The organism is Ignavibacteriales bacterium (assembly GCA_026390815.1).
In the GTDB taxonomy this organism is placed as follows: domain Bacteria; phylum Bacteroidota; class Ignavibacteria; order Ignavibacteriales; family SURF-24; genus JAPLFH01.
Genome location: JAPLFH010000057.1, coordinates 25,895 through 38,114, shown reverse-complemented (window position 1 = coordinate 38,114; position 12,220 = coordinate 25,895). Strand labels below are relative to the sequence as shown.

10 protein-coding genes are annotated in these 12,220 nt (G+C 32.2%); 1 reads left to right on the top strand and 9 read right to left on the bottom strand.

The window, feature by feature from the left end:
- Positions 1-9: 9 nt before the first annotated feature.
- The 7 genes from NTX22_17845 to NTX22_17815 form a co-directional block, all read right to left on the bottom strand.
- Positions 10-723 (bottom strand): hypothetical protein, encoded by a 714-nt coding sequence (locus NTX22_17845; protein MCX6152393.1) that lies wholly within the window; start codon positions 721-723, stop codon positions 10-12.
- Between the two features lie 78 nt (positions 724-801).
- Positions 802-3,807 (bottom strand): efflux RND transporter permease subunit, encoded by a 3,006-nt coding sequence (locus tag NTX22_17840; GenBank protein MCX6152392.1) that lies wholly within the window; start codon positions 3,805-3,807, stop codon positions 802-804.
- A 4-nt stretch (positions 3,808-3,811) separates the two neighbouring features.
- On the bottom strand, positions 3,812-4,738 hold the full coding sequence (locus NTX22_17835) for an efflux RND transporter periplasmic adaptor subunit (GenBank protein ID MCX6152391.1): 927 nt from the start codon (positions 4,736-4,738) through the stop codon (positions 3,812-3,814).
- 1 nt (position 4,739) lies between these two features.
- Positions 4,740-6,005, bottom strand: a complete 1,266-nt coding sequence (locus NTX22_17830) for a TolC family protein (GenBank protein ID MCX6152390.1) — start codon at positions 6,003-6,005, stop codon at positions 4,740-4,742.
- A gap of 68 nt (positions 6,006-6,073) precedes the next feature.
- The gene (locus tag NTX22_17825; protein ID MCX6152389.1) at positions 6,074-7,078 is read right to left on the bottom strand and encodes a hypothetical protein; all 1,005 of its coding nucleotides are present in this window, start codon (positions 7,076-7,078) and stop codon (positions 6,074-6,076) included.
- A gap of 35 nt (positions 7,079-7,113) precedes the next feature.
- Positions 7,114-8,361 (bottom strand): HAMP domain-containing sensor histidine kinase, encoded by a 1,248-nt coding sequence (locus NTX22_17820; GenBank protein MCX6152388.1) that lies wholly within the window; start codon positions 8,359-8,361, stop codon positions 7,114-7,116.
- On the bottom strand, positions 8,358-9,035 hold the full coding sequence (locus NTX22_17815) for a response regulator transcription factor (protein MCX6152387.1): 678 nt from the start codon (positions 9,033-9,035) through the stop codon (positions 8,358-8,360). Before NTX22_17815 ends, NTX22_17820 begins: the two co-directional genes overlap by 4 nt.
- Positions 9,036-9,259: 224 nt before the next feature.
- Here NTX22_17815 and NTX22_17810 point away from each other — a divergent pair, with 224 nt between their 5' ends.
- On the top strand, positions 9,260-10,507 hold the full coding sequence (locus NTX22_17810) for a dipeptidase (protein MCX6152386.1): 1,248 nt from the start codon (positions 9,260-9,262) through the stop codon (positions 10,505-10,507).
- A 28-nt stretch (positions 10,508-10,535) separates the two neighbouring features.
- Here NTX22_17810 and NTX22_17805 read toward each other — a convergent pair whose 3' ends face one another.
- Positions 10,536-11,291 carry an MBL fold metallo-hydrolase gene (locus NTX22_17805; protein MCX6152385.1) on the bottom strand — a complete coding sequence of 252 codons (756 nt, stop codon included), beginning with the start codon at positions 11,289-11,291 and terminating at the stop codon, positions 10,536-10,538.
- The gene (locus tag NTX22_17800) at positions 11,291-12,067 is read right to left on the bottom strand and encodes a hypothetical protein (protein MCX6152384.1); all 777 of its coding nucleotides are present in this window, start codon (positions 12,065-12,067) and stop codon (positions 11,291-11,293) included. The genes NTX22_17805 and NTX22_17800 overlap by 1 nt, the downstream gene beginning before the upstream one ends.
- Between the last annotated feature and the right edge of the window lie 153 nt (positions 12,068-12,220).

Genomic DNA, 12,220 nt, shown 5'->3' with positions numbered 1-12,220 from the left:
ACGAATATGTTATTTAGTTATATAACCAAACTTTTTTAAAACCAGCTGACCATCTTTAATAAGACCAATCCCGGGGGCATAAATCTTATATTCCTTTACATTCTTTTCTAATGGAGTAGTTTCTTCCGTCTTAAGGCAAAGTGCAAATTTTCCAGCCGATGTTTTTGAAGTAATTTTATTTGAAATAATTTCAGCTCGGTCCATCGCAATAGCTGGTGCAATTTCCTGATAATATTTTTGTCCCACTTTTATTTTACCCGGCATTGCCAACCCAAATTTTGCTCCATCCTTTCCAGATTCCCATGAACCCTCGTGGTTTATTATTTTTACATCTTTATACATATCAACTTGTTCACCAAAATAATAAACATCATTTGTTAGCTTATCAATCGCAAAGTAATTTCTAGAAATTTCCGCAACCATTCCATCCTTAACTTCTTTTTCTTCAACAATTCTTGATTCATATCCATCGACTAATTTTGTTTCATTCAATACAGTTATAGTCAGAATAACTTCGGAGCTTTCCTCTTTTCCGGAAAGAATCAACTGATAACCGGGATTTAATATGAAGTATGTATTAGCACCAGTTGAGGAAAGATTTTCCGGTTTTAATTTAAATTCATTCAACCAACCAGAATCAGTTATAGCAGATTTAGATTTATTCTGAGCTAATAAAGAACAAGAAATTACAAACAAAAGAATGAAGAAATATTTTCTTTTCATTTTTAGATCCGGATTAATAAAAAGTGTTCTACCAAAAAATATAAATTGATTCTGAAGACATTTTGAAGTACTAAGCCTTCATTCAATTTTTCTAAGTAGAGTTGGATAGACAATTAACAAAAGCGGAAGACCGAAGATTAATCCTCCGATTATTGCCACAGCAAGCGGCTGATGAAGCTGAGCGCCAGTTCCTAATCCAAGGGCTAAAGGAAAGAGTGCAGTAATTGCACCAATCGCAGTCATAAGTTTTGGACGCAGACGCATAGAGATGGAGTAAACAATCGAGTCATCCAGATTCTTTCCTTCCTTTCTTGCTTCGTTGTATTGAAGGTATGTAAATATTGCATTCTCACCGATAATTCCGACAATCATTATTATGCCGGTATAGCTGCCAACATTAAGCGGAGTGCCGGTTACAAATAATGCAATGATGCAGCCCGCTAACCCAAGGACAGCAATAAAAATTATTGATAGTGCAACTCTTATCCTTCTGAAAAGAAATAATATTACTGTAAAAACAAGAAGTAATGCCAGGAGTAAAATTATCAACAATTCCTTGAAAGCGTTTTGCTGTTCTGCATAAGAGCCACCATAAGTTATTTGTGTGCCGGATGGAAGATTGATTTTTTTTGAAATGTTTTTCTGAATATCCAGTAATGTATTGCCCAAATCTCTGTTATTCAATCGTGCTGTTATTGGAATCATGGGTTTAAGATTTTCTCTTTCAATTTCTGCCACTCCAGCCACAATTTTTATATTTGCAAACTCATTAATCGATTTGAGCTTACCATCTGGTAAAAACAATTTAGTTTGTTTAAGCTGGTTAAAAGAAGGATTAACCGGTGCCTCAAACATTTTAATATCAACTGCACGAATGGGTTCTAATATGCTTCCCAATATTGCTCCATCGGTTTTAGTCTGCATTTGAAATTGGAAATCCTGCGGAGTCATCTGGTACCGAAGCAAATTTGGAGTAATTGGTTCAAATAAAATAGAAGGACCAACAGCAATAATCCCGTTAAATACATCAGCGGTGCCGGGAGTTTCTTCTACAACCTTAGCAATTTCATCGGCTGTCTTTTTTAATTGCTGATGATTATCTCCAAACACTTTTACTTCAATCGGCTGAATCGAAGCCATAAGGTCGCCCAGCATATCGCCAATAACCTGTCCGAAGTCTACCTGCAAAGAAGGAAATGCATCTTCAATCTTTTTCCTTATCTCATCGGATACTTCTTCTGTTGTTTTATTTCTTTTCTTTTTTAATTGAATAAGATAATCACCGTTATTTTGTTCTGTTATAAAAAATCCAAGCTGCGTTCCGGTACGCCGCGAATAGCTTTCCACTTCTGGTGTTTTGCTTAGAATACCATCAATATAATTTAACATATAGTCTGTATCCTCAAGTGAAGTTCCTGAAGGACTTAAGTAATCGAGTACAATTGAACCTTCATCCATCTCCGGTAGAAAGCCGCTCGGAAGTTTCGGGAGAATTATGAGTGAGAGAATAATGAGGACACTTACAAAAATTATGGAAATAGCCGGTCTGTGTATAAAGTAATCAACCCAGTTTTTTTTCTTTGTTTCTACCGGATTAATTTTAATTGAAGAAGAATCCTTGGAAAGTAAAAGATAAATTGCCGGCAGTCCAAGCCACGTTACAAAAAAGGAACAGGTAAGCGTAATAATCATTGTATCTGTCATTACTTTAAAATAAGCACCGGCTACACCAGTCATCAAAACAAAAGGAAGGAAAATTACTATTGTACTTAACGAAGAACCAACCATTGCTGGAAAAAGATATTTTACTGCTTTTCCAACAAGTTCAAAACTACCAGTTTCCGGATGTTCTTCGTGAGTTCGGTGAATTTGTTCTACCACAACAATTGCATCATCAATTATTAATCCTATTGATGCGGCAATTGCACCAATAGTCATAATATTTAATGTATAACCAAATGCCAGCATAATTGTTAAAGTTAAACCAAGTGTAACAGGAATGGTAATAAGTATTACAGAACTTGCTTTTATAGACCGTAGGAAAAATATTGTAACTATAATGCTTAATAAAAGTCCAATCCACAAAACGTCTTTCAAACTACCAATTGCATCGCTTACAAAATCAGCTTGATTATAATAGGATTTTAGCTGGACTCCTTCCGGAAGGATTTTGTTTAATTCTTTTAGCTGCTGCTTAACACCGTCCACAACTTCAAGCAAGTTTACGTTTGGCTGTTTTAATACAGCTACCAAAGGAACATTTTTTCCATTTGCTTTTATCTTTACATATTCCTTGCGTTCACCAATTTCAACAACGGCAAAATCTTTTATGCTGATATTTCTTTTATCAGAATTTAAAACAGAAGTATTTTCCAATTCCTCTTTATTATGTATTGATGCATCAGTAACTGAAAGATAAAGCCGGTTATAATCTTTCAGATATCCATTTGCAACGATAATGTTTGATTCTGATAATGCAGTTGAAACTAATTTAGGAGTAATTCCAAGCTGACTCATTTTAGCCGGATCTAAAATGATATGATACTCTTTCACCTTTCCCCCAATTACACCAACTTCTGCAACACCTTTTACACGGGAGAGGAATGGTTTGATAGTATATTCTGCAATTTGTCTTAATTCTATCTGGCTTTTCCCTTCACCTTCCAAAGAAAATCCCATCACTGGTAGAATGGAAGGATTCATTTTCTCAATAGTAATTCCAATGTCTGGCGGCAGCACCTGGCGGATTGCATTTATCTGGGCTTCAATTCTTTGTTTGCCAAGATCAACATCGGTATTCCAATTTAGGAAAGCAGAAATTTCGCAGCTCCCACGGCTTGTAATGCTTCTTATCAAACTTAATTCTTCTACTTTTTTAATTGCATTTTCCAATGGAACAGTCACGGTAACCATCATCTTATCTACCGGTTGCTGACCATTTTCTGCAATAATTTTTATTTTAGGAAAAGTGATGTCCGGGAACAATCCTGATTTTAGTTTTTCAAGCGAGTAAACTCCACCGAACAGAATTACAAGGATAATTATGAGTATTGGACTTTTATATTTTGAGTAGAAATTATTCATATTATTATCGCACGATAATTATCTTAGCTGTATCAGTAAGACCATAACCTCCTTCAGAAATTATTTCATCTTTGATGTTAAGTTTAGGAGATAAAATTTGTATAAGCGAATCATTCTCAATTCCCTTCATTACATTCATCCTTACAGCGGTACTATCATTAATCAATTTCATAATCCAAAACTGATCAAGGTTTTCATTGCTTAATACACAAGTTTTGTTTAATACTGTTGCGCTGTTTATTGTGTGTATTGGAATTTTTACGGTAAGATTTAAATTTTCCGGAAGTACAACTAATTCATTACAAGTAATTAAATAAGTTTGGGTTTGCGATTCTGCGTCCATACTTGGAATTGAACTAGTAATTTTACCAACCAGGCTTCTTCCACCTGGAAGTATAAGATTGCATGTTTGACCAATTTTTATTTCAGACGAATTTTGGTAGGGAACGTTTAAAGTTACTTTTAAGGAATTGGGATTCGCCATTACAGCAATCTGTTCTCCTTCGGAAATATAATCACCCGAATGATAATTTAGCTGAGTAAGAATTCCGTTCGACTTTGCTTTTATTTGAACAGATGATTTAGTTCCTTCAACAGTTTTATCTGTAATATTATCCATTGCAAATGATTCTTTTGTCTGAAGTAAAAGCAGAACTTCGCCTTGCTTTACTTCATCGCCAATGTTTTTGAATATTTTTTGTATATATCCTTGAAATCCCGCGCGTACAATTTCCTTTTTTAGATAAACAGTATTAGCGTTAAGCTGAAGATAGTCAATCATTTTTGTTGTTAAAGGATTTACAAACTTAACTGGTGCTCCGGATGCAGCTTCTATCTGTTCATCTTTTTTAGAATTGCAACTGTAATATATAATTGCCAGGAAAAATAGTAATAGAGAAACTGCGCCGGTTTTAAGTCGTTCATTTTTCATTTTACCAGTTCCAATAATTATAGCTGTTTATTTCTGACTGATACTCGAATTGCACGGTAATAAAATTTTTCTTTAGCTCAATAAAGTTTTTAAGGATGGTCAGATAATCCACCATCGAAATATTTCCTTGCTTCAATTCAGATTCCGATATTAAAATAACTTTTTCATAATTTTTAATTTGGTTCTGAAGATTATTAAGATTGTTTTTCTGTGATTGGATTTTATCCAGCGAATTTTTCCGTTGGTTGTTTAGCTGATTAGAAAAATATTCTTTATAGAATGAAATGGATTTGAGTGAGAGATCATTCTGTTGACGCGTAATAGATTTCTGGTTACCATCGAAGATAGGCATTGAAAAATTTATTCCGGCACTCAATCCAAACTTACGCTGAATACCTTCAATCTCTATGGCATTCAATCCGGTATTAAAGAAAAGAGAAACCTGAGGCTGGTACTTTGATTCGAATATAGTTTGCTGATTTAATAATGCTAGGCTGTCATTTTCAAATTTCTTATTAAAAAATGATTCTTTAGAAGCATTAACCAGTTTAAGTTCAACCGAATCGATTTGAGTAATCGAAGTATCTTTTATATCACACAAAATTAAAAGCTGGTTAAGATTTGTTCTGAACTGCACCGTGGAATTGTTGATTGCATTAGTTTGATTGTCAACTTCAATTTTCAATAATAATATTTCGGATTCCTTTAACAATCCGCTCGTTAATAAAATAGCAGCAATCGATTCTTCTTTTTTAATGGAAGAAAGGATTTCATTCTCAAGATTAAGCAGCTTAAAGGAAAGGTACGTTTGCAAATAAATATCTGTAACCTGTTTTTCAAGTTCGTGCTTTAGTAAGATTATATTGTTTTTTACTGCGCCATCCTTTATTAAAATTTGCTGCTCAAGGGCATCTGTAAGGTAACCGTTGAATAAATTTTTCTCAAGATTAATTTGTGCAGAATATAAACCGCCGTTGGTTATACCAACATCATAACCAATGGCATTCGCACCTGGATTTGTAGAAATTATTTTACCATTATTGTTAAAAAAGGGAGCAAACAAATAATTAGCGGTTAAACTTATTTTAGGCAGTACATTTTCTGCGTTTATTAATTCACGTTCTAACCTGGTATTTATGAACGATTGTGAAAATTCTTTTAATTGTGGATTATTTTTGTAAGCCTCCTGTAGAAAGAATTCCAGATTATGCTGCGCAAATATTGTTTTAAGTAACAATAAAAAAAATAAAACTACTGATTTTTTCATAAGATAAAAGTTAATATTATTTTTTTAGAAACATCAGTTGAAATATTCAGATTATTATAAGCATCTGATTATTTATTATTATCCAGTATTAGAACTCCAAAACTTTTTTCTTTGCTATCAGGTTTTTCAATCATAGATAAAGTATAAACTTTGTGAGTCTTTTCATCCAACGTAATTGTACGGGCTCCTTTAACTGTTTGAATATTATCAATTACAGTATAATCGTCAGGAGTTTTTTCTTTAATAATTGTTATTGTTCCTTCTCCATTTGAGGTGAAAATTAAATTAGTACCAGGATCGAAAGCACAGCCATCTACTTTGCTGCCGATCGGCATTGTAGTTACCACCTGTCCGGATGAATAATCAACTATTGCCAGTTTTTGATTATCTCCTGTTATAAATAATCTTTTGTTCTTTCTGTCTATCGACATTCCGGTTGGAGATTCGCAAGGCGCAATATTCCATTTGGCAATAACCTTTAAATTTCTTGTGTCAATTACATCTACTGCATTTTTATCTTCAAGATTAACAAACATTTTACCTTTTAAATCGGAGGCTGCAAACTCGGGCATACCTTCTAAAGGAAAAGTTTTTAATAGCTTTCCAGATTCAGCATCAATTGCAGACGCACTGTTACTGCTGTGGTTGAATACAAATATTCTTTTGGTAAACGAATCATAAATTATTGCATCAGGATTTTTCCCATCAATTTTTATTCTAGATTTTTGTTTTAGATCATCAAGATTAAATATTATTACTGAGCTATCTCTTCCACTTGTAATAAATCCCTTATTAAACTCCGGAGCAAATTCAATTCCGTGCACTCCATTTAGTCCAATTAGTTCACCAATTTTGGAATCTGATTGCAAATCGATCACGTGAACTTTAGAGCTGTTAGAAACGAACAAGCGGTTATGAGTTTTATCTATCGATAAATAGTCCCAACGGTTTTCTCCTTCAATTAAAATTTTATTTACGATTTTATAACCTGAAGTTTGTGCAAATAAGTTTTCTGAAATAAACACTACAATGAAACAAAAAACAATTCTCAATATGTTTATATATGGTTTCATAAATCCTCCTTTAAATAAATTGTTACAATTTAATTTTACTTTATAAATTGAATCGAAATCGAGTGCCATCCATTTCTATATTTGTAACTAATATCAAAATTGTACAATAAGCAAATCTGTTTTACTATTGCCAGCCCAAGCCCAACCGATTCTGTTGAATCCACCCTTTTGTAAAATCGTTCAAATAGCCTTTCAGGATTCTCTTTTAATTCCGCACCTGTATTTTCTAAAAATAAAATATTTTCTTTAAGACAAAGTTTTATTCTACCGGGTTTAACATTGTGCTTAATAGAATTAGTAAGAATGTTTTTGATCAGGATTACAATCAGAGGTTCGTTGGCTGAAATAACAGGAGAAGAAATTATTTCTTTTTCAATCGTAATAGAGTTTAATTGGGCAAGCTCCACTATTTCTTCAACCTCTTTTTCCAATATTTTCCGCAAATCAATTTCAGTTGATTCAGAAAACTGATTTCCTTCTATCTTAGTTAATAGAAGAAGCGATTTATTCAATCTAATTAACTTGTTCACATTGTTATAAATAGATCGAAAAAGTTCTATCTGTTCTTCATTCAGGTTTTCTTTTTGAATAAACAAATCCAGCTTTGATTTAATTACTGCAAGCGGGGTTTGAATTTCGTGGGAAGCATTATCAGTAAATTCTTTTACCTGAAGATATTCTTTAATAATCTTTTCGGTCAGGTTCTGTAATATCTCATTCAAGAAATTAAATTCATCAATTTTGCTCTTTTCACTTGTAAATAATTTCTTTTCTGAAAGACTGAAAGAACGGATGCGTTCAAGGGCATTGTAAAATGGTTTTAATGTTTTATTAGCGCTACGTTTATTAATAACGAACAAAGACACAACAAACAAAAGATAAACAGAAAGAAATATTATCAGTATGGTTAATAATAAATCTTCCTTTTCGATTAAAGAAGAACGGACAATTATCTTAAAAATTCCATCGCTTGATTTCACATAGGAAATCAATTCTCTGAACTCTTCATTTTCATGTTCGTTGGAATCGTAAATAAGTGTATCCTTATAAACATCATTATTAATTCCTTCATTAACCTTTTCAATAGAAATAATTGGGGAAAGTACTAATTGTTTCTGTATTAGTTGGTTTTTAACAAGAATGTTTCGGGTTGTTATCAGCTGGTCATTAATTTCTGATTCAAGAATATAATCGATTAAAAAGAAAGAAAAGAAAGCAAGTATAACTAACATAATAAACGAATTTATAAGCAGCCGGTAACTTATTTTATTAATCAGTTTCATTCTAATGTAAATTTGTATCCTAATCCATAAATAGATTTTATATAATCACCACCACCATAATCAGAAATTTTTTTGCGAAGATTTTTAATATGCGTGTAAATAAAATCAAAATTGTCAAATGAATTGGAATCATCACCCCAGATGTGCTCCGCAATTGCTTCCTTTGTAATAACTTTTTCTTTATTTGTAACCAGATACATTAGGAGATCAAATTCCCTTTTAGTTAAATCAATTTTATTTTCTTTAATAAGTAATTCGTGCCTATCCGGTAAAATCATCATTTCGTTCAGCTTTATTTCATCTTTTCCCTGGTAAAATCTACGCCGTAAAACTGAATTAATTCTGGAGTTTAATTCTGCAAGATGAAATGGTTTCGTTAAGTAATCGTCAGCACCAAGATCCAGTCCGGTTATTTTATCCTCTAAACTGTTCTTTGCAGAGATAATAATTATCCCAGCCTGAGGTTGAATTTGCTTTATTTTGTTTATTAAATCCAAACCATTGCCATCCGGCAAAGTTATATCAATTATAAAGCAATCGAACTCATAAAGATTAACCTTTTCCAAAGCGTGTTCATACTTTGAAACTCCTTCACATAAAAAACCGTCTTGTTTTATAAAAGTAAGGATGGAGTTCTTAAGATCAAGTTCATCTTCAACAACAAGTATTTTCATAGTTCCAATATTTCCTGAATGACCAATATAAAATACAAATTATCAAAGAGATTCTTTTGGAAATTTTTGGTTGTCTTTACTGTGCGGACTTTTGGTTACCTACTCGGGAATCCATTTACTTTTTAAAATTGATACATTCTTTTTAAAATTCTTCACTCTGGCATATTAATTACGACTTTGTAAATTTTTTCATATCTTTCGCCATTAAAAATCATGGTGGATAAATGAAAAAGTACTTTCTTTATATCCCGCTATTTGCTGCTTGTTTAATTATTATTGGCTGCGGTGCTGCTAAAAGTTTAACGGAGCTTAGCGATGAAGCTTCGGAATTGCATAAGGAAATGTTAACAATAGATACTCACACAGATACCCCACTAAGGCTTTTGTATGATAATTTCGATATAAGTAAAAAACATGATTCCATAACAGATGACAGTAAGTTAGATTTTCCGAGAATGAAATCTGGTGGATTAGATGCCGCATTTTTTGCCGCTTATATTGCACAAGGTCCCAGAACTTCTGAGGGAAATGAAAAAGCAAAAGAAAGGATAATGAGATTAATTGATACAATTAAAACCGTGATTCAAAAAAATTCCACGCTTTCATCTTTAGCGCTTAGTTCAGCAGATGCGTACAGAATAAAATCAGATAATAAAGCAGCTATTTACATTGGGATAGAGAATGGATATGCAATTGGCAATGATCCATCACTGATAAAAAAATATTATGATCTTGGTGTAAGATACATAACTCTTTGCCACACAAAAAATAATGACATTTGTGATTCATCTACCGATCCTGATTCAGTTAAGCATAATGGTTTAAGTGATTTCGGCAAAAGAGTAGTTGATGAGATGAATAAAACCGGAATGATAATAGATATTTCGCATGTATCCGATAAAACATTTCTTGATGTAATTAAATTATCAAAGGTACCTGTAATTGCTTCACATTCGTGCGCGCGTTCAATCTGTAATAGTCCCCGAAATCTTTCAGACTCGCTCCTTAAAAAGCTAGCTGATAATGGCGGGGTAATACAAATATGCATTTTAAGCGATTATGTAAAAACTTTTTCAGGCAATCTTAAAAGAGATTCTGCATTTGCAGTTTTCCGTGCTAAATACCCAAAGTCTGATACACTTACATCGGAGATTCAATTATTAATTGCTAAAGAAAAAGCTGAATTAGAAAAGTTATATCCACGCATTCTTGCCACAGTTTCTGATGTAGTAGATCATATTGATCACATAGTAAATGTTGCCGGGATTGATCATGTAGGTATTGGAACTGACTTTGATGGTGGAGGTGAAGTAACCGGATGCTTTGATGTTAGTGAAATGAAGAACATTACAATTGAATTATTAAAGCGAGGATATTCCAAAAATGATATTAGAAAAATATGGGGCGAAAATTTTATGAGAGTTTTTAGAAAAGTTGAAGAATTTGCAGGCAAAAACAACGGTAACATTTAGAATAAGTCGGATAAAAAATACCGGCAAATTATTTTTTCCAATCAGATACTGCAAAATCAAAATCGTTTGTAAAACCTGAATGAGATGAAAATATAAATTTGATGCCGTTGAGTTGAGCAACTTTTCTTAAACTATATTTCATTGAATCAATGTTCATAGCAAGTATTTTAATATACGGTAATGAAAGCTTACCATTCTTAATTCGGAAGGCATCCCCTGTAAACAAATATTTATCATCAACCAGGTAACCCATCGAGCCATATGTATGCCCCGGTAAAGAAATGCATTTAATCTTTCTATTGCCGATATAAAATTCTTCATTATCATTTAATAAAGAATATTTATCAATTTTGAGTGAATTTGAAATGAAGGGAATAAATTTTAAGCGCCTTGTTTTATTCAAGATCATGTTGTTTTCTTCTTTGGATAAATAATATTTTGCATGTTTTAATAATTCAATCCCGCCCTGGTGATCAAAATCGGAATGGGTTAAAAGCACGGCTTTAACATCACCAGGAAGTATAAAATTATACTTCAGTCCTTTTTCCAAAGTACTTTCATAATAACCAGTGTCTATAGCAAAATAACCATCATTAGTTTTAACAAGATACATACTTGTGAACAGATCATTAATAACAATTATATTATCAGAAATTCTTTCGGACACACGCTCACCATAATTCAGATATAAATAATAATAGATCACAACAGTTGTTATTACTGCAGCTATAAATATTGCACATATCAGCAAGATTTTTTTATAATTTAATTTAGGTTTTTCCATTACTGATAAATATTCCTTTTCTCAATTTCATTTTTAATTGCTGTGTTGCGGATTTTTAGCAACAATTCATAAGTTACGATTGCTACCGCTGGTAATATTAAATAAAAAATATTATTTACAGTGCTGGGATTAAAGAATAAAAATATCCCCAACTTTTGGCTGATAACATTAACAGGATTGTAGTTAAAAAAGAGAATCGGCAATTCAAAAATAAAAAGGAAGATGAGCAAGTATAAACACCACGTTAATAAAAACGAGTGGAATTTGTTTTTTAATATTTTAGTTAAACTAACAAATAATTGAACAATAATTATTAAAACAATCACCCAGATTATAAACACCAACCAATTGAAAGCTTCCGCATCAGGTGCATAAAATTTATTATACTGAGTATTGAAAAAACCGATCCAGATAAAAACTATGGTACCTGAACTAACAAGCGATGTTAAAATGTGATCCTCGTGTAATTTGCGAGTACGATTTTTATTTAATATCCCATTCCGTACTACAAACATTAAAAACAAAGCACCAAGGTAACCAACAATAATATCTGTGAACTGATCTTTAAAAGTTTCCGGAGCAAAGATATGCAGGTTATAATATTTGAATAACACTTCTATTATTTCATAGGTGAATAGGATGAGAGATAAATATAGCCAACTATATTTAAGCCTTATCACTAAGAATAAAAGTAAAAGGAATGCCCCGGATGAAAAGTGAACGATTGACCAATAATCTAAATAAAATATAGAATTTTGAAGTATGGATTTATACAACCATCCTGTATGGTTAAACAACCAATCCGTAAAACATTTCATTAATTCAATTATATTTTTAATTAAAAGGTACCTGAATATAAAAAAAGGAATAATGAAAAATAAATCCCTTTCATTATTCCTCAATATCTTTAGTTCAAATATCGAGAAAAG